Source organism: Staphylococcus sp. HMSC072B07, assembly GCF_001815505.1.
Classification (GTDB): domain Bacteria; phylum Bacillota; class Bacilli; order Staphylococcales; family Staphylococcaceae; genus Staphylococcus; species Staphylococcus simulans.
Map to the genome: position 1 here is coordinate 215,689 of NZ_KV820915.1, position 22,750 is coordinate 238,438.

General features: G+C 37.6%; 23 protein-coding genes. 1 reads left to right on the forward strand and 22 read right to left on the reverse strand.

Annotated features, from left to right (window positions below; all coding sequences use genetic code 11):
- From narI to HMPREF3031_RS08495, 20 genes are all read right to left on the reverse strand, one after another.
- Positions 1-687 carry a respiratory nitrate reductase subunit gamma gene (gene narI, locus HMPREF3031_RS08400; protein WP_002479729.1) on the reverse strand — a complete coding sequence of 229 codons (687 nt, stop codon included), beginning with the start codon at positions 685-687 and terminating at the stop codon, positions 1-3.
- Positions 680-1,255, reverse strand: coding sequence for a nitrate reductase molybdenum cofactor assembly chaperone (locus HMPREF3031_RS08405; RefSeq protein ID WP_002479730.1), 576 nt, complete (start codon positions 1,253-1,255; stop codon positions 680-682). The genes narI and HMPREF3031_RS08405 overlap by 8 nt, the downstream gene beginning before the upstream one ends.
- Positions 1,248-2,816, reverse strand: a complete 1,569-nt coding sequence (gene narH / locus HMPREF3031_RS08410) for a nitrate reductase subunit beta (RefSeq protein WP_002479731.1) — start codon at positions 2,814-2,816, stop codon at positions 1,248-1,250. The genes HMPREF3031_RS08405 and narH overlap by 8 nt, the downstream gene beginning before the upstream one ends.
- The gene (locus HMPREF3031_RS08415; RefSeq protein ID WP_070724817.1) at positions 2,806-6,480 is read right to left on the reverse strand and encodes a nitrate reductase subunit alpha; all 3,675 of its coding nucleotides are present in this window, start codon (positions 6,478-6,480) and stop codon (positions 2,806-2,808) included. The genes narH and HMPREF3031_RS08415 overlap by 11 nt, the downstream gene beginning before the upstream one ends.
- 221 nt (positions 6,481-6,701) lie before the next feature.
- Positions 6,702-7,655 (reverse strand): uroporphyrinogen-III C-methyltransferase, encoded by a 954-nt coding sequence (gene cobA / locus HMPREF3031_RS08420; protein ID WP_002479733.1) that lies wholly within the window; start codon positions 7,653-7,655, stop codon positions 6,702-6,704.
- Positions 7,646-7,960 (reverse strand): nitrite reductase small subunit NirD, encoded by a 315-nt coding sequence (gene nirD / locus HMPREF3031_RS08425; RefSeq protein WP_002479734.1) that lies wholly within the window; start codon positions 7,958-7,960, stop codon positions 7,646-7,648. Before nirD ends, cobA begins: the two co-directional genes overlap by 10 nt.
- Before the next feature lie 2 nt (positions 7,961-7,962).
- Positions 7,963-10,368: a nitrite reductase large subunit NirB gene (nirB, locus tag HMPREF3031_RS08430; protein ID WP_002479735.1), complete on the reverse strand. Its 2,406-nt coding sequence runs from the start codon at positions 10,366-10,368 to the stop codon at positions 7,963-7,965.
- 2 nt (positions 10,369-10,370) lie between these two features.
- Positions 10,371-10,826 (reverse strand): precorrin-2 dehydrogenase/sirohydrochlorin ferrochelatase family protein, encoded by a 456-nt coding sequence (locus tag HMPREF3031_RS08435; RefSeq protein ID WP_002479736.1) that lies wholly within the window; start codon positions 10,824-10,826, stop codon positions 10,371-10,373.
- Between the two features lies 1 nt (position 10,827).
- Positions 10,828-11,544 (reverse strand): sirohydrochlorin chelatase, encoded by a 717-nt coding sequence (locus HMPREF3031_RS08440; RefSeq protein ID WP_002479737.1) that lies wholly within the window; start codon positions 11,542-11,544, stop codon positions 10,828-10,830.
- A 190-nt stretch (positions 11,545-11,734) separates the two neighbouring features.
- Positions 11,735-12,565 carry a formate/nitrite transporter family protein gene (locus tag HMPREF3031_RS08445; protein WP_002479738.1) on the reverse strand — a complete coding sequence of 277 codons (831 nt, stop codon included), beginning with the start codon at positions 12,563-12,565 and terminating at the stop codon, positions 11,735-11,737.
- A gap of 216 nt (positions 12,566-12,781) precedes the next feature.
- Entirely contained in the window at positions 12,782-12,973 is a 192-nt protein-coding gene (locus HMPREF3031_RS08450; RefSeq protein ID WP_002479739.1) for a hypothetical protein, read from the reverse strand.
- 90 nt (positions 12,974-13,063) lie between these two features.
- Complete coding sequence (locus HMPREF3031_RS08455) at positions 13,064-13,534, reverse strand: SRPBCC family protein (RefSeq protein WP_002479740.1); 471 nt, start codon at positions 13,532-13,534, stop codon at positions 13,064-13,066.
- 144 nt (positions 13,535-13,678) lie between these two features.
- Positions 13,679-14,194, reverse strand: coding sequence for a YceI family protein (locus HMPREF3031_RS08460; protein WP_002479741.1), 516 nt, complete (start codon positions 14,192-14,194; stop codon positions 13,679-13,681).
- Between the two features lie 170 nt (positions 14,195-14,364).
- Positions 14,365-15,267 (reverse strand): CobW family GTP-binding protein, encoded by a 903-nt coding sequence (locus tag HMPREF3031_RS08465; protein WP_002479742.1) that lies wholly within the window; start codon positions 15,265-15,267, stop codon positions 14,365-14,367.
- 31 nt (positions 15,268-15,298) lie between these two features.
- Positions 15,299-16,630: a nucleoside recognition domain-containing protein gene (locus HMPREF3031_RS08470; RefSeq protein WP_002479743.1), complete on the reverse strand. Its 1,332-nt coding sequence runs from the start codon at positions 16,628-16,630 to the stop codon at positions 15,299-15,301.
- Positions 16,624-17,742, reverse strand: a complete 1,119-nt coding sequence (locus HMPREF3031_RS08475; protein WP_002479744.1) for an NAD(P)/FAD-dependent oxidoreductase — start codon at positions 17,740-17,742, stop codon at positions 16,624-16,626. The genes HMPREF3031_RS08470 and HMPREF3031_RS08475 overlap by 7 nt, the downstream gene beginning before the upstream one ends.
- 183 nt (positions 17,743-17,925) lie before the next feature.
- A complete protein-coding gene (locus tag HMPREF3031_RS08480; RefSeq protein WP_070724818.1) occupies positions 17,926-18,525 on the reverse strand; it encodes a DsbA family protein in 600 nt (199 codons plus the stop codon).
- Between the two features lie 194 nt (positions 18,526-18,719).
- A complete protein-coding gene (locus HMPREF3031_RS08485; RefSeq protein WP_002479746.1) occupies positions 18,720-19,451 on the reverse strand; it encodes an amino acid ABC transporter ATP-binding protein in 732 nt (243 codons plus the stop codon).
- Positions 19,448-20,182: an amino acid ABC transporter permease gene (locus HMPREF3031_RS08490; RefSeq protein WP_023015074.1), complete on the reverse strand. Its 735-nt coding sequence runs from the start codon at positions 20,180-20,182 to the stop codon at positions 19,448-19,450. Before HMPREF3031_RS08490 ends, HMPREF3031_RS08485 begins: the two co-directional genes overlap by 4 nt.
- Positions 20,166-20,948, reverse strand: a complete 783-nt coding sequence (locus tag HMPREF3031_RS08495) for an amino acid ABC transporter substrate-binding protein (protein WP_002479748.1) — start codon at positions 20,946-20,948, stop codon at positions 20,166-20,168. The genes HMPREF3031_RS08490 and HMPREF3031_RS08495 overlap by 17 nt, the downstream gene beginning before the upstream one ends.
- A 217-nt stretch (positions 20,949-21,165) precedes the next feature.
- On the opposite strand from HMPREF3031_RS08495, the gene HMPREF3031_RS13280 reads away from it, so the two are divergent.
- Positions 21,166-21,273, forward strand: coding sequence for a putative metal homeostasis protein (locus HMPREF3031_RS13280; protein WP_002479749.1), 108 nt, complete (start codon positions 21,166-21,168; stop codon positions 21,271-21,273).
- A gap of 316 nt (positions 21,274-21,589) precedes the next feature.
- Here HMPREF3031_RS13280 and HMPREF3031_RS08500 read toward each other — a convergent pair whose 3' ends face one another.
- Positions 21,590-22,276, reverse strand: coding sequence for a 2,3-diphosphoglycerate-dependent phosphoglycerate mutase (locus HMPREF3031_RS08500; protein ID WP_002479750.1), 687 nt, complete (start codon positions 22,274-22,276; stop codon positions 21,590-21,592).
- 236 nt (positions 22,277-22,512) lie between these two features.
- Positions 22,513-22,750 (reverse strand): cation transporter dimerization domain-containing protein (locus tag HMPREF3031_RS08505; protein ID WP_306806851.1); only part of this gene is annotated, 238 nt, incomplete at its 5' end.

The window sequence follows — 22,750 nt, forward strand, 5'->3', positions numbered from 1 at the left end:
CTATCTATGTTTGACTTTGTTTCTGCGGTAAATAATGTAACTTCTGCTCGCATAAGTCAATGGTACACTCCACACATGAACCAATCTTGTGAATGGCCATAACGCAAAGATACCAAAACCAAGTAATACATGAAGTTTAAATGACCATGGCACATCTGTCATTAAATTTGCATCTGGTCCAAATGTGAATAATTGTCTGAACCATACAGAAATTGATGATCTATAATCAAAATCTGGCATAACCGCATTTGTTACTAACGTTGCATAGCACCCCATAAATACAAGAATCAACAAGAAAAAGTTTACAACCATATCTGATGCAGAACTAAGATGTCTGATATTCTTAACTGATACACGGCGTGACGTTAATAAAAACATTCCAATTAATGTTATTATACCAAAAATACTACCGATATATACAGCCCCGAAATGGTACATCTCATGGCTGACTCCCATTGCGCTGATCCATGATGGCGGGATTACTAAACCCACAAAGTGTCCGATTGCTACCGGGATAATCCCTAAGTGGAATAATAAACTGCCCCATTTCAAACGTTTCTTTTCAATAAATTCACTGGACTTTGCTGTCCAAGAGAATTGGTCATATCTAAAGCGGGCAATATGACCGAGAATAAAAATAGCGATACATAAATATGGGTATATGACCCACAAAAATTGATTAAGCATGCGGTGTCACCTCTTCACTTGGTTGTAAACATAATTTGAGTGTTTCTCTTAAGCCTTTAATTAAAGGTGCATACGGACTATCCATTTCTCTTAATTGATTCAGCATCGCAAATGTTCCATCTTCAATTACCATAATAATGAATTCGATATTGCCTTCTGCACGATCATCGTTTTGCCATTGTGCAGCGTATAAGAATTCAAGCATTAACGGTAAGAAGTCTGAAAGTTCATTATCGACCATATCGAGTCCGAACATTTCATAGAGTACTTTGAGTTTCGCTAACATTTGTCCGCGTTCTTTCTGCGTATCAAATTTATTGTAAGTCATATACAGCGGTGCTTCTTTATTAAAATCAAATGTATCTGTATACAGTTGTTTAATTTCAGTCAACGGATAACTTAGAATACGTTCACGATATTCCACCATCTCAGCATATGCTGGATGGTGACTATCGAAAACATCTTCAAATGTCTTAGGATGGAAAGTTAACTTTTCTGGAAAGTTCAATTGTTGCGCAAAATAACCGATTGACTCTTGATATTTATAAAAGTTATTCAGGTTAATCACGGAAAATCCCTCCATAGAAGCTTTCGTTATAAGCTTCTTGTCCAGTTTGTCCCGGTTTCATTGCTACTGGTGCGCCACAGCCGTCACAACCGCTTCCGCCGATTGTGTTATCGCTGAATTCATAACCTTGACTGCCTTGTGCAGCATAAGTGTCCATATATTGTTCTTTGTGAGATGTTGGGATTACGAAACGATCTTCATATTTCGCAATCGCTAATAAACGATACATATCTTTAGTTTGACGTTCTGTTAAACCAAGACGGTCTAAACGATCTAAATCGAAGTCTTTACCTGTCACTTGTGCACGCATGTAACTTCTCATCATTGCCATACGTTGTAATGCTTCTTTAACTGCTTTTGTATCACCAGCAGTCAATAAGCTTGCAAGGTATTCAATCGGTAAACGCATTTCTTCAATTGCAGGGAAGATTGCATCTGGGTTCTTGATTGAATCTTTACCTTCGAAGTAGTTCATGATTGGGCTTAATGGTGGGCAATACCAAACCATTGGTAATGTACGGTATTCAGGGTGTAATGGGAAAGCTAATTTGTACTCGATTGCCAATTTATAAACTGGTGAGTTTTGTGCAGCTTCGATCCATTCCATTGATACGCCGTCTTTTAACGCTTGTTCAATAACTTCTTCATCATATGGATTTAAGAATAAATCACATTGTTTTTCGTATAAATCTTGTTCATTTTCAGTTGATGCAACTTCATGTACACGGTCAGCGTCATACAGTAATACACCTAAATAACGCATACGGCCAGTACAAGTTTCTGAACATACTGTTGGTAAACCAGCTTCAACACGTGGGAAACAGAAAGTACATTTTTCAGCTTTGTTAGTTTTCCAGTTGAAGTAAACTTTTTTGTATGGGCATCCTGTCATACAGTAACGCCATCCACGACAAGCTTCTTGGTCAACAAGCACGATACCATCTTCGTCACGTTTGTACATTGCACCTGATGGACATGATGCTACACAGCTTGGGTTTAAGCAGTGTTCACATAAACGTGGTAAATACATCATGAATGTTTGGTCAAAGTCGAATTGGATTTTTTCTTCAATACGTTGGATGTTCGGATCTTCTGGCCCAGTTACGTGTCCGCCTGCTAAGTCATCTTCCCAGTTAGGACCCCAATGTAAATCCATTTTGTCACCAGAAATGACTGAGTGTGCAGTCGCAACTGGAGAATGTTTGCCTGCTTTTGCAGTTGTCAGATGTTCGTAGTTGTAAGTCCAAGGCTCGTAGTAATCTTTAATGACTGGCATATCTGGGTTGTAGAAGATTTTACCGAAAGCAATCTTAGACCAGCGGCTGCCCGCTTTAAGGTCTAATTTGCCTTTCTTGTTCAGTGTCCATCCACCTTTATATTTCTCTTGGTCTTCCCAGCGTTTCGGATAACCGACACCTGGTTTCGTTTCTACGTTATTAAACCAAATATATTCTGCACCCGGACGGTTTGTCCAAGTGTTCTTACAAGTGACACTACATGTGTGACACCCGATACATTTGTCTAAGTTCAATACCATGGCTACTTGTGCTTTAATCTTCAAGCCAATCTACCTCCTTCATCTTTCTCACTGCTACATAAACATCTCTTTGGTTACCAATTGGACCATAATAGTTAAAGCTATAGCTGATTTGGGCATAGCCCCCAACTACTTGCGTAGGTTTCAAGTGAATACGAGTCGGTGCGTTATGTGAACCGCCGCGCATTCCTGTAATTTCAGAACCCGGTGTTTGGATATGTTTATCTTGTGCGTGGTACATAAACATTGTTCCTTTCGGCATTCTGTGTGATGTAACGGCTCTTGCTGTAACAACACCGTTACGGTTATATACTTCTAACCAATCGTTATCGTTAATATCGTGTGCTTCTGCATCTTCCTTAGAAATCCAAACAACCGGACCACCACGGAATAACGTCAACATGTGTTGGTTATCTTGGTATGTTGAGTGAATATTCCATTTACCATGCGGTGTTAAATATCTTAAGACTAAGTTATCTTGACCGCCGATGACTTTCTTATCTTTTGTACCGAAGACCATCGGTGGTAATGTCGGTTTATAAACCGGTAAGCTTTCACCGAATTGCTGGAAGATTTCATGATCTAAATAGTAACTTTGACGTCCAGTCAATGTTCTGAACGGTACTAAACGTTCAATGTTTGTTGTGAATGGCGAATAACGTTTCTTACCTTTATTTGAACCAGAGAATACTGCAGTCGGAATCACTTCACGTGGTTGTGATGTAATGTTTAAGAATGTAATCTTTTCAGCACTGCGGTCACTAGAAATATCTGTTAAAGGCATACCTGTTTTATCTTCTAAGTCTTTATATGACGCTTGAGATAACTCACCGTTTGTTGCTGATGAAATATTTAAGATGACATCTGCAGCACGTCTTGCTGTATCAATACGTGGCAAGCCGTTTTTCACTGTATCGTCATTCCATGTACCAACGATATCTTTAGCTTCTTCGTATTGTTTTTTAACTGGGAAGCTGACACCGTGCGCACCTAACTTCGCATTTTCTAGTAAAGGTCCGACAGAAATGAATTTGTCATAGATTTCTGTATAGTTACGGTCTACAACTGAGAAGCCAGGCATTGTTTTACCAGGAATCGCTTCAACTTCGCCTTTTGTCCAGTCTTTAACTTTACCGTAAGGTGTCGCAATCTCTTGTTTAGAGTCATGCGCTAATGGTGAAGTCACCACATCTTTGAATGTACCTGGCATATGCACTTTCGCTAAATCAGAGAATGTCTTACTTAATGATTTGAAGATATCCCAGTCTGAACGTGATTCCCATAATGGGTCAATCGCTGGATTGAATGGGTGAACGAATGGGTGCATATCTGTTGATGATAAGTCGTGTTTTTCATACCAAGTTGCAGCTGGTAAGACGATATCTGCTTTTAATGGTGTTGAAGTCATACGGAAATCTAATGCAACAATCAAGTCTAATTTACCTTGTACTTCATCACGCCAGATCATTTCTTCAGGTTTATCTGTTTCGTTTGCTTCAGCAAGTAATCCAGAACTTGTTCCTAACATATGTTTCATGAAGTACTCTTGTCCTTTTGCTGAACTTGATAATAAGTTTGAACGCCAGATAAATAATGATTTCGGATGGTTCTTACGTAAATCCGGATCTTCAATCGCAAATTTCGTTTCGCGATTTTTCACAGAGTCAACAGCACGTTTTAAAATTGCTTCGTTGTTGAACTCTCCAGCATCTCTTGCTTCTTCACCGAACTTCAAGCTGTTTGTATCGAACTGCGGATAAGACGGTAGCCATCCTAAACGTGCAGCTGTTACGTTATAGTCAGCTGGATGTTGGTGTTTAATATTTTCTGCTAATGGTGATGCTAATTTATCGACACCAGACTCTTCATATTTCCATTGGTCTGTTGTGAAGTAGAACCAGCTTGTACCATTTTGTAAACGTGGCGGACCTTGCCAGTCTTTCGCGAAGGCAATTGTGCTCCAGCCTTCAATCGGACGACATTTTTCTTGTCCTACATAGTGTGCCCAGCCGCCGCCGTTTACACCTTGACAACCGCACAGCATAACTAAGTTTAAGACTGCACGATAAATTGTGTCTGAGTTGAACCAGTGGTTGATACCTGCACCCATGATAATCATTGAGCGGCCACCTGTATCAATTGCGTTTTGGGCAAACTCTTCAGCAACTTGAGTGACTACTTTTTGTTTCACACCTGTTACTTTTTCTTGCCATGCTGGTGTGTATTCTGTATCCGCATCATCATAACCTTTTGCTTCTAATTCATGTCCGAAACGACGTACACCGTATTGACTTGTCATTAAGTCGAAAACAGTCGCCACATATGTTGTTTCGCCGTTTGCTAATGTTACTTTACGTGCTGCAATCGGACGTTCGAAAATGCTGTTGCCAGCGTTATCGAAGTAAGGGAATTTTATAATTTTAATTTCGTGTTCATCGTCAGCTACTGTTAACGCTGGATCGATTTTAGAACCATCTTCATTTTCAAGCTTCAAGTTCCATTGCTTGCCTTCTTCCCAACGTTGGCCCATTGTGCCGTTAGGTACGATAATTTGACTTGATTCTTTATCAAATACAACAGGTTTCCATTCGTTGTTTTCTGATTCCATACCTAAGTCGCTTGCACGTAAGAAACGACCTGCTTTGAAGCCATCTTCATGTTTATCGAACATGATTAAGAATGGCATATCTGTATATTGTTTAGCGTAGTTAACGAACATTTCAGAAGGTTCATCTACGTAATATTTTTGCAAGATAACGTGTGTCATACCTTGTGCAATCGCTGCGTCTGAACCAGGGTTTGGTGCTAACCAGTTGTCAGCGAATTTCACGTTTTCAGCATAGTCAGGTGCAACTGAAACCACTTTTGTTCCTTTATAACGAACTTCTGTCATAAAGTGAGCATCTGGTGTACGTGTTAACGGTACGTTTGAACCCCACATAATGATGTAGCTTGAGTTGTACCAGTCACTTGATTCAGGTACGTCTGTTTGTTCACCCCAGATTTGCGGTGACGCTGGTGGTAAATCGGCATACCAATCATAGAAACTTAACATTTCTCCACCTAATAGGTTGATGAAACGTGCACCTGATGCATAACTGATCATTGACATCGCTGGAATCGGTGTGAAGCCTGCGATACGGTCAGGACCGTCTTTTTTGATTGTGTAAAGAAGTTGTGCTGCAATCAGTTGTAAAACATCTTTCCATGCGACACGGATGTGTCCACCTTTACCACGTGCACTTTTATAAATATCTGCTTTTTCTTTGTCTTCAACGATAGAAGCCCAAGCTTTAATCATATTACCTTCATTTTCTTCTAATGCTGTTGTCCAAAGTTCCCATAATTTCCCTCTGATGTATGGGTAGCGTACGCGAAGCGGGCTGTATTCATACCAAGAGAATGAAGCACCACGAGGACATCCACGCGGTTCGAATTCCGGCATGTCTGGACCGCAGCTTGGGTAGTCGATTTGTTGGTTCTCCCAAGTAATGACACCGTTTTTGACGAATACTTTCCAAGAACATGAACCTGTACAGTTCACCCCATGAGTTGTTCTGACTACTTTATCGTGACTCCAACGTTCACGATACATTTTTTCCCATTCTCTACTTTTATCTTGTAAAACAGACCAATTACCATTAAATCTTTCAGTCGGCTTAAAGAAGTTTAATCCAAATTTTGCCATCTCTAACATCCTCTCATCTCAATTACTTTGCTCACTAGGCTGTTAACTTCGTAAATACTGTTTACTATTTTTTCAACTTACTCTTATTGTACGATTTCTATTATGTAAGATGTATTAGGGATTCACCTATAACCTAGAGGGGATTCCCTATGTTTTTTGAACAACACAAAAAAGCAGCACCCTCTTAGTAAGTGGCACTGCTTATACTTAAGATATTTTTTCTATGCTTTCACAATTTCTGTAATGTCATCCATCTGCATAAAGCGGTAGATTAAATCTAATTGACTTTGATGATAAGTGTCTCCGCTATTCGGATCAATCATGGCCCAACCGCCAGCATCATAAATTTCAAATGCTTTTTCAATAGCCGCTTCTCTCTCACCTGTAACGATACATTGTTTACCGAAATACTCAGGCAAGTGATCAGACTCAATATATGTGGCACCTTCTGTTAAGCCCATCGCATCTCCGACTAGTAAAATACCTGGTGCATCTTCAGGTGCAGCATCTCGTACATCTTCTTCAATCGTAGACAGATGTCCGCGAATAATCACTTGATTCGCATAAGAAACGTTGAAAATGGCACAAATCGGGTAATCTTTGCCGACTTGTCGATAAATTTGTTCAATAATCTTATGCAGACGCTTGATACCCATGTAAATAGCTAAAGTTCCGCCATCAATCAATGAAGCAATATCAATTTCTTCTTCTTTTGAATCTTTAAAGCTTCCAGTTGTGAATGTCACACTCTTAGAGACGTTACGACTTGTTAAACCAATACCTAAAACAGCTGATGCTGCACTGGCTGTCGTAATCCCTGGAACAATTTCACAAGGAATATCATGTCCTTTTAAAGTTTCCACTTCTTCTTGTACACGCCCAAAAATCGCAGGGTCGCCTCCCTTTAGACGAACGACCCTTTGATGTTTGTATGCTGAATCTACAATGATGTCATTGATTTCACCTTGTTGAATATGTCGGCTGTACGGCTTTTTACCTACATCGACAATTTCAATACCAGGAGGTGCGAGTTGCAAGATAAAGGGATTAACTAATCGATCGTAAAGGACAATATCCGCAGTACGGATTAAATGTTCTGCTTTACGTGTCAATAAATTAGGATTCCCTGGCCCAGCACCGACCAAGTACACATGCCCGGTCGTGCTTACAGCCATAAATACACATCTCCATCTTCAACTTCTACTGTATAGACCTCAACGCAACCTTCATCAGGGTCTTGGACAAGACCCGTTTTTAGGTCGATTTGAGAGTCGTGAAGCGGACAGAATACAGTATGACCTGCTACTGTCCCTTCAGATAATGGCCCTTGTTTATGCGGACACACATTATTAATCGCATGAATTGTACCGTCTTCTGTTAAGAACAATCCAATTTGTTTATCTTTCACAATGACTTTTTTACCGATTAAGGGTGTTAAGTCATCTAACGCCGCTACTTTAATTTTTTCTAACGTATGCATACTTACACCTTCTCTACTTCAAAGATTTTTTGATCTTCGCGATCATTTACAATTTCAGACCATGGCTCTTGTTCAACTGCACGTTTTGCTTCCATGATACGCTCATATAATGCATCTTGGTTTTCAGGGTTTAAGACATATTCTTTAACCACATCGAAGCCCATTCTTTCTAACCAAGGTGCTGTACGTTCAGTATAAATACCTGTTTCACGGTAATACTGCATGTACGCGCCGCATAGTTTGATTACATCATCTTCAGTTTCTACTGTAGTTAAGAATTGACCTTTCACAACTTCAGTACCGCCGTTACCGCCGACATAGATTTGGAATCCATTTTCTACACCGATAACACCGAAGTCTTTTACGCCTGATTCTACACAGCTTCTTGGACAACCAGATACACCCATTTTGAATTTGTGCGGTGTATCGATATATTCGAATGTTTTCTCTAAGCGGATACCAAGACGTGTTGTATATTGTGTACCGAAACGACAGAATTCTTTACCGACACAGCTCTTAACAGAACGTGTTTTCTTCGCGTATGCTGATGCTGAACGCATGCCTAAATCTTTCCATACTTTCGGTAAGTCTTCTTTCTTAATACCATATAACCCAATACGTTGTGAACCTGTTACTTTAACTAGAGGTACATCATATTTCTTCGCAACTTCACCTAAACGGATTAATTGATCAGGGTTAGTCACACCACCACGCATTTGTGGGATAACTGAGAATGTACCGTCATTTTGGATGTTTGCGTGGTAACGTTCGTTTGCGAAACGAGATGCTTTTTCATCTTCGTGTTCATTTGGATAAATCATATTTAAGTAGTAGTTGACTGCTGGACGGCACTTAGGACAACCGCCTTCAGTTTTCCATCCAAGCACATTACGTACTTCTTTAGATGTTTTCAGACCTTTAGCACGGATTTGAGTCACGATTTGATCACGTGTTAAATCTGTACACTCACAAATACCAGCAGGTCTTGATGCGACAAACGCGCCGCCTAATGTATGTTCTAATAATTCACCAATTTGCGGTTTACATTTACCACAAGAGTTACCTGCTTTTGTAGCTTTAGTCACTTCCGCAACAGATGTTAAACCATCTTCTACAATCGCATTGACGATTGTACCTTTAGTTACACCATTACAGCCACAGATTGTTTCTTCATTATCCATGTCCGCAACAGATAAACCTTCTTCTTCGCCAGCTTTGCTTAATAATGAAACTAATGTGTAGTCTTCGATAGATTCACGTTTTTTCATCATATTGAAGAAACGCGTACCATCATCTGTATCACCGTATAATACCGCACCTACAACACGTTCACCTTTTAAGAAGATTTTTTTATAGATATGATCTTGACTGTTGTAGATTTCAACACCTTCAACTTCTTCATCTTCTTGAATTTGACCCGCACTGTATAAGTCACAGCCTGATACTTTCAATGATGTGAATGTTGTTGAACCTTTATAGCCGTCTGTATCACGGTCAGTTAAGTAGTCAGCTAATACTTTACCTTGTTCATATAAAGGAGCGACTAAACCATAAACTTTGCCGTTATGTTGCGCACATTCACCTACTGCGTAAATGTTTTCATCACTTGTACGCATGAAGTCATCCACAACAATACCGCGTTCTACATCTAGACCAGAGTCTTTCGCTTCTTGAACAAATGGACGAATACCAACAGCCATAACAACTAAGTCAGCTGGTAATTCTCTGCCGTCTGCTAAACGGATACCTTCAACGTCGTTTTCACCTAGAATTTCTTTTGTATTCGCACCTAATTCAAAGCGCATGCCTTGTTTTTCTAAGTCTTCACGTAACATTTCACCTGCTTGACGGTCTAACTGCATTTCCATTAACCATTCAGCTAAGTGAACAACAGTAACGTTCATACCTTGGTCAAGTAAACCTCTTGCACATTCCAAGCCAAGCAAGCCGCCACCGATAACGATTGCTTCTTTTTTCGTTTGCGCAATTTCAATCATACGTTCTGTGTCTTCAATCGTACGCCATCCGATTACACTTGGTAATTCATGACCTGGAATCGGTAAGACAAACGCATTTGAACCTGTCGCAAAGATACAAATATCATATGGAATCTCTTGTCCTGATTCAGTTTCCACTAATTTTTGTTCACGATTAACGCGTGTCGCACGTTCTCCTGTAATAAGTGAAATGTTATTTTCCTCATACCATGAGTAAGGATTCATGATTGTTTCATCAACCGACATTTTCTTTTGCAAAATGTTTGATAACATAATGCGGTTATAGTTTGGATAAGGTTCTTTCCCTATAATTGTGATTTCATATTTATCTTTGTCTCTCTCTAAAATCTCTTCAATTGTTCTGACGCCGGCCATACCGTTACCGATCATGACTAACTTAGTTTTTGGCATCCTTATTCCCTCCCGTATTCTTCAGCTAAAAATTGTTGAATCGCTTGTGCCACATGTTTCGCTTTTTTATAATCTCCGCCATTTGAACGGACACTGATGGATAAATCTTCAAACTCAAATTCTTTCATATTAAAAAAGTCAGATCGTTCTTTATCCCCTGTATGGTTAACCAACTGTGTCGGTTTAGTATCTTTCTTGATCTGATCGTTGATTTCTGGTGAGTCTGTTGCGATAATCACGACATCTGCGTTTTCAATATCTTCCTTCGCATAGTCTTTTGTGATTAATTTCATATTGGGGTAAGACTCTTCAAAAAATTCTGGCAAAAAAGATTTGGAAATAACTGTAACATCTCCGCAATTGGCTTTTGCCAGTTGTTTAAACTTACGGTATCCGATTCTGCCTCCGCCGACTAATACTGCATGTTTCTTTGACAAATCCAGTTGTATAGGATACATATCAAACCGCCTCTTTCTGATTCAATCTATCAATTAACATCTCATCTAACTCCGGTTCAAAATTCAACGCTGAAGCGATTGTAATATTGGATTCTCCTTTTATTTTCTCGATTTTTTTCTTAATCTTATTGACCAAGAAACCATCATAAAAGAAAATTGGAATCACATAGATTTGGTCATAATCCTCTTTTATTTCAGGGAGTAACCCCTCAAATTGTTTATCCCCATAAAACATCATGGTGTAGACCGGTAAATCTGTAGTAATTCGTGTCGCAATATCATCGATTTCAGCATCAGGCTCTGTCACAATCGGACTGCCGTGCCCAATCAAAACAATTGCGGAACCAGGTGTATGTGCATCTGGCCATGCTTCGATACGTTGATTGATCCATTTAGTTAAACTTGGATGGTCGCAAAGGGGCTGACGTATTTCATACGTAATACTTGGAAACATCAGTTGCATCTGACGCATCACTTCAGGCAAATCTTGTAAGTAATGTCTGCCAGAAAATAATAAAAGCGGCACAATCACAAAGGAAGTTTCACCCTCCCATAAATGTTTACGTATTACCTGAGGTAATGAAAGTTCATCACTCTCGATAAACGCAACATCAAATGTGCCTTCTATTTGTTGTGCAACACTGTCAAGCTCCTCCATCAATAATTGATTTTGTTTGCCACGTCTCATTCCATGCATAACGACAATGGTTTGTGTCATATGCATTTCCCCCCTTTAATTGCATTGTACCTTAAATTTTGAGTTAATGTGAATGCATTCACATAATTAATATAAAAATAGGGAATCCCCTTAGCTCTATCTTGAGGGGATTCCCTGACGTATTCAACTATTTATATGTGAAAACATAAAAAATTAAAAAACATTACATCATCTGCTGCATATTCTTTTATTATTTTTGTTGATCTAAGTAGTGATTACGTTTTCCGTTAAAGAATGCATAAAGCAGACCTACGAAAATACCGCCGCCGATATAGTTTCCGATAAATGCGAAAACAATATTTTTTAAGACATCTAACCAAGCTAATGCGCCGATATTGTAGAACATCATACCTGAGAATAAGTTAGCGTTGTAAACAACGTGTTCATAGCCCATGAATACGAAGACTACAACACCACATGCGATAAAGAAGCCTTTTGATAAGCCGTCTTTAAACTGCATAGATACGTAAATACCGATATTGATAAAGAAGTTTGCGAAGATGGCTTTCACTAAAATACCATCCCAAGTGCCAAGGATTGTTTTCTTATCGACAATACCTGTCAACGCTTTAACCATTTCTGGAGTCATAACGCTTGTGAATTTCATTAAACCGAATAACACAAAGCCTCCGACAATGTTTCCTAGGAAACATACGAAAAACAGCCATAAGATTTTACCGATTGGTACTGATTTATAATACGCACCAGCAGTCATATACATAAAGTTACTCGTCAAAAGTTCTGAATTCGTTAATACAATTAATACTAAGGCTAAACTGAATGAAACAGCTCCGATAAAGTTGATTGTTCCTTCATTTAAACCAGTGTGTTGTGTTTTCATCGCAAGCATAAATACTGCCACAATTGATAATAAGAAACCTGACATCATAGATTTTAAAAAGTAACGTGCAGGGGTTTTGCTTAACATTACTGATTTCATTTGTGATGAACTGACTACGCTATCCATCGTTTCGCGTGAAGTATATGTATCTTCAACCGTTTTATGATTTTGCATAACCATAAAAAACTTTCCCTCCCATAATCTAATCAAGATGTATCTAGTATATTATTAATTTAAGCCGATGCCTACCCTTTATTTAAATCTTCCTATATCTAATATTTAAATAATCTGTTCAGACCAATCAATTTTAAAATTATGTAAATGTTTCTTTGAAATTATGGGAAATTAGAAAAGAAAAAATACTGGAACAAAAACGCTCCAGTATTTCCATATCAATTATTTAGCTTGTTTTTGTGTTTTACGTTTAACCATCCATTTTAAGCCAGCTGAGAAGATACCACAGCCTGCGATTGTTCTTAATGTCCATTTCAATCCGCTATTTGAAACGCATTTTGATGGGAAAATTAAGGATGGAAGTAATGTACTGATAACGTAAAGAATCACAACTTTTACGTAACGCTCGTTCATTCATCTCACCTCTTTTATGTTAACAATTATAGTTTAGCACTTTCAAATGAGATTGAATATCACTTAGCGCAGAAATCGGGGAATCCCCTATCACTGTTTCAGGAGTTCTTCTAACTGATCCAATGTACTCTCCATACCTTGTTCGACACCCATTTCCATTAGTTGTTTCGCTGCTTCTTCTGAAGGCATCACTGACACAGAACGTACTTCTGTCTGATGAGTTCCTTGTGATGTTAAATAGATTTCCACACGCATACCATGCATTTTTGTATCCACATGACCTTTTTCATCTGCGAAATAATCACGATAAATAATTTTGCTTGGAGCTTCTATCATTTCATAGTGTTGTACAGTATAACTTTGAGCGTCTGGCATCGTTATTTTAAAGAAATTCTTTCCACCTGCTTTTGGATTAAATTCAAAGACTTGTATCTCCCCCCCTTTAGGAAAGAACCATTGTTCAAATTTTTCTTTTGTAGTATAAGCATTGAATACCTGTTGTATCGGCGCATCAAATGTACGCTTGCCGATAATTTCATTACCTTCTCTTGTGACTGTCACATTTACACTTCCTTTAATGTTGATTTGAATGTCTTGATAATCTTTTCCCAAATAACAGGCATATCATACCATTTCAAAAGCAAAAAATGCGCATAAAAAAACTGGAATACAGCATTCCGCCATATTCCAGTGAGTAGGAAAAGATTAGTCTTCTACGATAAATTCTACGTCAGCTTCGAATTTAACGTCTTTACCGATTAATACGCCGCCAGTTTCTAATGTTTGGTTGAATGTCATACCGTATTTTTCACGGTCAACTTTACCTGAAACTGTGAATCCAGCTACGTTAGTATCGTTTAATGGGTTTTTACTTACGCCTTCAAAGTCAACATCGAAAGTTTCTTCATGTGTTTCGCCTTTGATTGTTAAGTCTCCTGTTACTTTGTCTTCAGAAGCTTCTTTGATTACGAATTTGATTTCTGGGTGCTCATCCGCTGCGAAGAAATCATTTGTGCGTAAGTGGTTGTCTCTGTCTTCTTGGTTAGTGTTGATTGATTTTACATCGATTGTTGCTTCACCTTTAAGTGTGCTGAAATCGTTTAAATCACCTGATAGTTCTACGTTAAATTGATCGAATGCACCTTTCACTTTAGAAACCATTAAGTGTTTCACTTGGAAAGCTACAGATGAATGTGCTGCGTCAAAAGTAAATTTAGTCATAAAACAAACCTCCAATTTTTATTTGTATACTTAGTATACCACATATATTTAATATATCAACAGTTTTGTCTAAATATTTTCGTTCTATTTTTCGCCTACCCGATTTCTATTAAGATATCCTTAACTTTAAAATAAAAAAACACGCTATTCGATGTGAATAGCGTGACGTTTTAAAACTGTGGCACTTTGATTTTATCTAATTGATTGCCGATAACTACAAGATATTGTTCTGTCTGATTTTGTAAATCTATCGGTTCTATTTCCAATTGACCTTCAGCATATTGTACTAATTGTAATTGAGGATGTTCTGCAAGTTGTATAAAGCCTTTTGCGCGATATGTCGATTGAGGTAAAGTTTCAAACCATTTAACTAAATCTTCAAGTTTAACCGAATGTTTAAACGCAAAATAACGATGACCGATACCAGAATGTGCATGACCTAAGTCACAAGCTTGAGGTATAGTTTCTGCTTTAACTTGTACTTCATTAGAAAAGACTGTGCTCGTTTCAAATTGACCAAAACTGCCGACAGATATTTCTGCATCTTGATTAAGAATCGTTAAATCAGAAAGTATAGGGGCAATATCTTCAGGCTCACATCGATCGATTTTGTTGATAAAGAGATGTGAGCAATACGACAATTGATCATAATACAGCTTTTGCATATCGCCTGGATAACTTTCAACACGTTGATATAATGTCGCATCTACTACACCGATCACACTGCGGATAGTAGAAATAGGTGCAAGCACAGGCGTCAAACAGGCATCTATCACTGACTGTGTATGCGCAATACCGCTACATTCCACAAAAACTACATCTGGCTGATAATCTAAATAAATCTGATGTAATTGTTTTGATACATCTGCTTTCATCGCACAACAGATACAACCTTCAATAATTTCGTCCATCGGTACTGAACCTTCAACCAGTTGACTGTCGACACTGGCTTGACCGAAATCATTCATAATCACAGCAGGTTGCAACTCTTGTTGAAGTGCAGCTTTAATTAAATGATTTAAAGTGGTTGTCTTACCGCCGCCTAGAAATCCGCCAATAATAATAATATCCATGTAATTGCCTCTTTCCATTTAAAGATAGAAATTAAATTAAAACACCTGCTAATAAAGCAATGGCTAATGTTAAAACGATTGATGTGACCATTTGTTTACCAATAATCGCTCCGCCTTGTTTTAAACCTAAATGTTTCGCCATCATTGAAACAGTCACCATACATGATGAAAATGTAGAACTGAAGAAAACTAAAACCAATAAACTGGCTGGTGATAATGATTGTAAAACTGCACCATTACCAAAATTAAATAACAACATACCGTCTTTTCGTATCATTGAGAATAAGATCCCTGGTGCCATACTATCTGGAATATGAAGTAAGTAAAGTAATGGCGTGAAGATTGTAGAAATCACCGTCAAAATTGGTGTCAAAGCTAATAAGCTCACAACAATACAGATACCAATAAAGATCGGTAATGCCTGCATCAGGAACATCTCAATCGTACCCCAAATTTGTTTCAGCAAGGGTTTTAGCCTCGGCCACTTCAATTGATTGCGATACACCGGTGGTGTTACATGAAAACTATTTTGTTTACGATACCATAATTTATTATGCAGAATACCCCCTGCAAAGACGAGCAATAAATAAGGCGCAAACAACCATGAATGTTGGGCAGCGCTAAAGATAGATAGTGTCGCACCAATTTGATAACTGCACGATGAACCAAAACTGATAATACTCATACAGCTTGTTTTAGTACAAGCGCTACATTGACTATTTGCTTGTGTAATAGCTGCCGCATTACAACCAAAACCTTCTAAAACCGGAATAATATCTTGACCATCCAACCCTACTTTACGCATCGTGGGTTCAATCGACCACACCACAAACTGTTTTAATTGTGTTTGATCAATCACCGCAGTGGAAATTCCAATCATTACGACCACAGGCAATGCCCATACTAAGGAATAAATACCTAATGACAACACACCGTAATCACCGTACAGTACTTGGTTCAACCATTGAAATGATGTGTGCGCATGCGTGGTCATCATTTCTATCCAATGGGAAACATATTGATTTTGAAGCCAATCCGAAAAGTGATACGCCAAATAAATCGGTAAAGCAAACATAAGGAAGATAATTAACCAACCTAGTAAAGTATCATGGAACTTTGGATGATGTTGACGACTAGCTTCTACATACGCTTTTAATTTCTGTATATCGTATTGTGTTTGCGTACTATCTGAAACGACCGCTTGATATGGTGAAGCGTGAATATGTTCCTTCGTAATAAACTGGCGCAGCAAAAATTGCTGCGCAGTTGTTAAATGTTTAAAACCGATCAACTTCAACTGATGTGTGCCATCTGGTATATCAGTGGTTTGCCCGTTTGCTAAGTTGAATTTAACTTCTAGCATGAGCAGTCCACTTCACAGCAGCTGTAGTCATCTAAATACATATTATTGTTTTTATAAACTTCAACCGCTTCCTCATTAATTTCTAATGCTTCTCTTTCTAACACTGTTGTCGCAAGCACCGCAAAACGTGCACGGAATTTATAGATATAACATAAAATCGCATCCGCATGACGTACAGTTGGGCCGATTAAGAAGACATTTGGATAGCGTGTTGATTCATCATTATCTGTTAACTCAATGTCACCATCTTGTGTACTGAATAGTTGTTGGACTAATGGATTCGTTGTCGCATCAAAACCAGTTGCTAAAATCGGTTCATTTTTTGATGTTGCTTGCTTACCATTATTAAACTGGATCACATATTTACGGTCTACATCAGAAAATGAAATTTTAGATGCAGTGTAACCCACATTCAATTCAATCATAGCGCCTTGTTGGACTGCTTTACGTAAGCGTTGATGCGTATATGGTGATAAACGAATACTTGGATCAGCATGTTCATCTTCTAAACCTGTTGAATGCGTATAGATAGAAACTTGCTTTCCTTGTTCAGCCATACAAATCGCCGCATCAAAGGCACTTTCATTACCGCCGATAATGATATATTCATCACCCGGCATTTTCGTAAAGTCTTCTACTTCGCTATAATGCTGACCATACTTAAATGGTTTACGCGCAAATGAGAAATCTCCTGTCGCTACAAAGATATATTCACTTGTGATTAAACCTTGATTTGTTTCAATTTCATAATGTCCGTCGACAAACTCAACTTTTTCAACGGCAGTATCTTCTTGTATCGGAAGTTCATAGTGTTGGGCTACTGTTTGTAAGTAATCTGCGTACGTTTCACCTGAAACGTGTTCTTCATTAAATGTATAAGCTGGAGAAGTTTCAGTAGACACGGCATTAATGTCCGGCATACCAAAACCATTTGTTGTGAATGAAGGGGTAATTGTTCTTGTAGACTTCGGCCAATTTAAGAAAGATTGTCCGACCTTACCTTTATCAATCACAATCATATCATTATCATCTAAACCTATTTGTTGGAACGCAATTGCCATGCCGACACCTGCTGCACCTGCACCTATAATTGCTACACGGTAATGTTGCATTATTTATTACTTCCTTTCCTTATCTCTCTATCAATCTCTATATAAACTTAAATCGTAATCGTTACGTTTTATATCAAAGTATTTTATCACTTACACATACTAAAGACAAGAATAGGAAATCAGATTAAATATAAAAAGACAGTTTGCATCGTGACGCCTCACCACACAAACTGTCTTTTGAACTTATTCTTCTAGTAATTTTTTATAGTCTTTAAATTGATAGGGGTCTTTTACAATCTGTCCATCAATATAAACTACTGGTACTGTGTCTATCTTTTTCTCTTTCGCTAAAGCTTTTTCTTTTTCAGCTGCTTTATATGACTTGCTGTCTTTGGTTTTATAATCTTTTTTAATCTCTGCTTTTGTTTGTTTTGAGATATTGAGTTCATCAATCAGACCATCTAGTAATTTTTCATTAATCCACGGTTTTTTATGATCTTTTGTTTCAGGTTGTTCTGTATAGATTTTTTGTTGGAAATTTAAATATTGTTTCGGCGCATAAATTTTAACCGCATGTCCGGCACGTGAACCGATAATTGAATCCTTACCTAAGAAAGCCACATTAACCATTTGATAATCAGCTTTACCTTTATCGATATAATCTTTCTTCAGTGTCGGCATGATATGGTCTTCTACTTTCTTGCAGTAAGGACATTTATAGTCCGCGAACTCTACAATTTTAATTTTATCGCCTTTACCTGCTAAATCAGGATCTTTTTGAGAACAGCCTTGAACAATGACTGCCAAAATAACAGTACTAATAAATAATAACCATTTTTTCATTTCATTTACGCCTCGATTCATGAGTTTTACTTCTTTGATGCGAATCGACTTCTTGTCTTATATTTTTTCTACTCACTCTATTTTTATACTCACAAACCTCATCATACACCTGAAAGCATCACCTTTCTAGTTTGAAACGACTTAAATAAAAATAAAAAGCCTTCGATTATGAATTAACCGAAGACTTCCTATTATTATTGTTCTTGAATTACATTTAAGAAGCGTTGTAATGCTTCTGTTTTAGGATGTTCAAACAACTCAGATGGAGGACCTTGTTCACCAATCTGACCTTCATTGATAAAGACAGTTTTATCTGAGACTTCCTTCGCAAATCTCATTTCATGCGTGACGATAACCATCGTCATACCTTCTTGAGCAAGTTCTTTGATAACACGTAAGACTTCAACCACTAACTCTGGATCCAGTGCTGAAGTCGGTTCATCAAACAACATCACTTTAGGGTTCATCGCTAATGCTCTCGCAATCGCCACACGTTGTTGTTGACCACCAGATAAAGCAATAGGATACTGATCTTTCACATGCGTCAAACCTACTTTTTCTAGTAAGTGTTCAGCACGGGCTTTCGCTTCACTTTTAGCCATTTTCTTTACGACAATCAAGCCTTCCATGACATTTTCAACTGCTGTTTTATGGGGGAATAAATTATAGTTTTGGAATACCATGCCAGATTGTTTACGTACACGAATTTGTGATTTCTTATCCTCATTCGTATAAGTTTCACCATTTACAAAGACTTGACCTTCTGTCGGTAATTCGAGCGCATTCATCATACGTAATAAAGTTGTCTTTCCTGAACCAGAACGTCCGATTAATGTTACAACTTCACCTTCAGCGACTTCTAAGTCGACACCTTTAATCACTGTTTTATCTCCAAATGCCTTTTTGATTCCTTTTAATTCAATCATGCGCGATACCCTCTTTCTAAGTAAGCTTCATAGTATGACTGAATCACTGAGATAATAAAACATACTACCCAGTACATTAAAGCAACCAGAATATAAATTGTTAAATATTCATAAGTTGTTGATGCAACTTCTTGTGCTTTTCTGAACATTTCAGCTACTAAGATAAACCCAACTAATGATGTATCTTTCAATAAATTTAAGAAAGTATTACCTAATGACGGTACCGACACTCTGATTGCTTGAGGCAAAATAATACGTCTGATTGTTTGACTGTAATTCATACCAATTGAATATGCCGCTTCTGTCTGACCTTTCGGAATAGACATAATACCACCACGAATTATCTCAGATGCATAAGCACCTACATTTAAAGATAATCCTATAATCGCAGCCACAACTGAAGGCAGTGTCCACTGGGTATCTGGATTATTCGTAATCAATCTGCCAAGTTCCGGCAAACCATAGAAAATGATAAAGAGTTGTACAATCATCGGTGTGCCTCGAATAATTGAAACATAAACACGTGCAATACTACGCAATATCTTACTTGTAGAAATACGCATTAAAGCTGTAAACAATGCGATAAGTAAACCTAATACAAACGTTACCAGCGTAATGGGAATAGAATATTTTAATAAACCGCCAAGCATCGGCAAGAATGCTTGTTGTGCTGCGTCCCATGCGTGTTGCTGCTGGTCATTTAGCACAATCGCATTAAGGTTTAGAAACATCTTGACCAAACCATTTCTTACCTATTTTAGCTAACTCACCATTTTTCTCTAATTTATCTAAAGCTTTGTTAACTTCTTTGATCGTTTTGTCATCTGTTTTCTTAGAGAACGTGAATGCTGTTTTACTTTTTTCTGCATTGCCTTCAATCACTTTAATTTTCGCATTAGGTTTTTGCTTAATATAGTCTAAGTAAGATAAATTATCGTTAAATGTACCGTCTGCACGATGAGACTGAATCAAATCTACAGATTGGTTAAAACCATCTACTTTTACTAATTCAGCACCTTTTTTCTTCGCTAACTCACCGAAGTTAGATGTGAATGTTTGTGCCATTTTCTTACCTTTGACATCATCAAAACTTTTGATGTCTGTATTATCTTTGTTCACAACCAAAACACCTTTAGAGAATGTGTATGGTTTCGAGAATTTATATTTTTGTTCTCTTTCTTTATTAATACCGACTTGGTTTGCGATCACATCAAAACGACCTGAATCTAGTCCAGCAAACATTGAGTCCCATTGTGTTTCTTTAAATTTAACTTTATAACCCATTTCTTTCGCTACTGCTTTAGTAACATCGATATCATAGCCAGTCAGCTTACCTTCTTTATCATGGAAAGTAAAAGGTGCATATGTACCTTCTGTCCCAACTACAAATGTTTTATCATCTTTATCTGATGACTTTTTATCATTTGAACCATTGCCGCATGCTGCGAGTGCCACCGCAATAACTAGTGTGAATACTGCTAACAAAATTTTCTTCATAACATTTCTCCTTTTATCCTTATCAATCTAATCGGAATACTTAATATTTTAAGTCAAGTCATAACTTCCGTCAATACAAATTACTCAGACTTAACCGATTTAAAATGTGACGATATTGAGAACGTTTCTCAATTAATTTTATAAATCGTAATCACTCCTATTTATAAACATGTATTTATCATGCATAATAGGAAATACGATTAGGAGGCGAAAGAAAATGAAACAAGATTTAGCAACAGCAAGACGTAATTTAAGTAGCCCGAATATCAAAACGCGTAAACGTGCGTTAAAGATTATCAAGGCACATAAACGTAATAATAAATAACGTTTTCCATATACTTTGCAAATGATCCTTTAACATTAATTTTCACAGATTTTATGTCCAAGACGTTTTTCACAAACACTTATTTGTGCTCTACCCATTAAGCACACCTCTGCAGCTGGATATAAACAGTATTTCAAAAAACATTCCCTTAACTTTTTATTCCTAGACAATTAATAGTTGTAGTCTATTAAACGCGATTGGTCATTTGCAAAATTATAGCCTGAGCACCCTACTTCCAAGGTTGCTCAGGCTTTTTACATATATGAAAAAAACAGCGGTAAAATAACCGCTGCCCTTTCATGATTCATCTATTGCTTTATAAATATCTTTTAGAAACAAAGTTCAAGTTGTCATCTAATTCATAGATTAAAGGTGAACCTGTTTTAATTTCATAACCTACGATATCTTCATCAGATACCCCTTCAATATGTTTGATTAACGCACGTAATGAGTTACCGTGTGCTGAAACTAATACTGTTTTACCAGTTAAAAGTTCAGGCGCAATTTGATCATCCCAATAAGGAATAACGCGTGTTAATGTATCTTTTAAACTTTCTGAAGTCGGTACAACACGTGCATCTAAATCACTGTATTTACGATCAGCTAAATCTGCTTCACGTTGTTCTGCTGTAGCTTCTGGAGGTGCGATGTCATAAGAACGACGCCAAATATGCACTTGTTCTTCACCGAATTCTTGACGTGCAGCATCTTTGTTTAAACCTTGTAATCCACCGTAGTGTCTTTCATTTAATCTCCAAGTTTTATGAACTGGAATAAATAATTGATCAGAGCGTTCAAGTAAATAGTAAGTTGTTTTGATAGCTCTTTTTAATACGGATGTGAAGGCAACATCAATTTTGATTCCTTCTGCTTTTAAGCGATCACCTGAAGTCGTTGCTTCTTCTTTACCTTGGTCAGATAAATCAACATCTGTCCATCCAGTAAATAAATTTTCTGCGTTCCAAATACTTTGACCATGTCGGCATAATATTAATTGAGGCATATATACCCTTCCTTTCTTCTAAGAAAAGCGCTCAATTTGATATACATCACTTTTCATCTCATATTTTACCACTTTTTTATACAACATCTCATAATTTTTAGCTTAAAATGAAAAGATAGAAAATTTGTCACATTTTTACTCTATAAAAACAAAATGATGAACATATGTCGCTTGATGTTAAATCTCTTCAAATAAAAACAGTACCTAAGCAATGGCTTAGGTACTGTTTACCCTATTTATGAATGATGCACTTCATGAGATTCTTCTTCAGGATGATATGGTTCTGGATGTACGTAAACCGAAGATACACCTTTACTATGCATATGTGTTTCAACTCGGTCACAAATAGCATGCGCTTCTTGTAATGTTAAGTCTGGTTCTACCGCAATGGTCACATCCACGAATACACTGCTGCCGTGATAACGTCCTTTAATACTGTTGACCGCAATGACATCTGACACTTCTAACACATCT

Excerpts from the sequence above, each read along its gene's own strand:
- HMPREF3031_RS08440 (WP_002479737.1), bottom strand. The coding sequence starts at position 11,544 with ATGACACAAACCATTGTCGTTATGCATGGAATGAGACGTGGCAAACAA.
- HMPREF3031_RS08490 (WP_023015074.1), bottom strand. The coding sequence starts at position 20,182 with ATGTTTCTAAACCTTAATGCGATTGTGCTAAATGACCAGCAGCAACAC.
- narI (WP_002479729.1), bottom strand. The coding sequence starts at position 687 with ATGCTTAATCAATTTTTGTGGGTCATATACCCATATTTATGTATCGCT.
- nirD (WP_002479734.1), bottom strand. The coding sequence starts at position 7,960 with ATGCATACGTTAGAAAAAATTAAAGTAGCGGCGTTAGATGACTTAACA.
- HMPREF3031_RS08445 (WP_002479738.1), bottom strand. The coding sequence starts at position 12,565 with ATGGTTATGCAAAATCATAAAACGGTTGAAGATACATATACTTCACGC.
- HMPREF3031_RS08465 (WP_002479742.1), bottom strand. The coding sequence starts at position 15,267 with ATGGATATTATTATTATTGGCGGATTTCTAGGCGGCGGTAAGACAACC.
- HMPREF3031_RS08475 (WP_002479744.1), bottom strand. The coding sequence starts at position 17,742 with ATGCAACATTACCGTGTAGCAATTATAGGTGCAGGTGCAGCAGGTGTC.
- HMPREF3031_RS08460 (WP_002479741.1), bottom strand. The coding sequence starts at position 14,194 with ATGACTAAATTTACTTTTGACGCAGCACATTCATCTGTAGCTTTCCAA.
- HMPREF3031_RS08470 (WP_002479743.1), bottom strand. The coding sequence starts at position 16,630 with ATGCTAGAAGTTAAATTCAACTTAGCAAACGGGCAAACCACTGATATA.
- HMPREF3031_RS13280 (WP_002479749.1), top strand. The coding sequence starts at position 21,166 with ATGAAACAAGATTTAGCAACAGCAAGACGTAATTTAAGTAGCCCGAAT.
- HMPREF3031_RS08485 (WP_002479746.1), bottom strand. The coding sequence starts at position 19,451 with ATGATTGAATTAAAAGGAATCAAAAAGGCATTTGGAGATAAAACAGTG.
- HMPREF3031_RS08435 (WP_002479736.1), bottom strand. The coding sequence starts at position 10,826 with ATGTATCCTATACAACTGGATTTGTCAAAGAAACATGCAGTATTAGTC.
- HMPREF3031_RS08450 (WP_002479739.1), bottom strand. The coding sequence starts at position 12,973 with ATGAACGAGCGTTACGTAAAAGTTGTGATTCTTTACGTTATCAGTACA.
- HMPREF3031_RS08480 (WP_070724818.1), bottom strand. The coding sequence starts at position 18,525 with ATGAAAAAATGGTTATTATTTATTAGTACTGTTATTTTGGCAGTCATT.
- nirB (WP_002479735.1), bottom strand. The coding sequence starts at position 10,368 with ATGCCAAAAACTAAGTTAGTCATGATCGGTAACGGTATGGCCGGCGTC.
- cobA (WP_002479733.1), bottom strand. The coding sequence starts at position 7,655 with ATGGCTGTAAGCACGACCGGGCATGTGTACTTGGTCGGTGCTGGGCCA.
- HMPREF3031_RS08495 (WP_002479748.1), bottom strand. The coding sequence starts at position 20,948 with ATGAAGAAAATTTTGTTAGCAGTATTCACACTAGTTATTGCGGTGGCA.
- HMPREF3031_RS08415 (WP_070724817.1), bottom strand. The coding sequence starts at position 6,480 with ATGGCAAAATTTGGATTAAACTTCTTTAAGCCGACTGAAAGATTTAAT.
- HMPREF3031_RS08500 (WP_002479750.1), bottom strand. The coding sequence starts at position 22,276 with ATGCCTCAATTAATATTATGCCGACATGGTCAAAGTATTTGGAACGCA.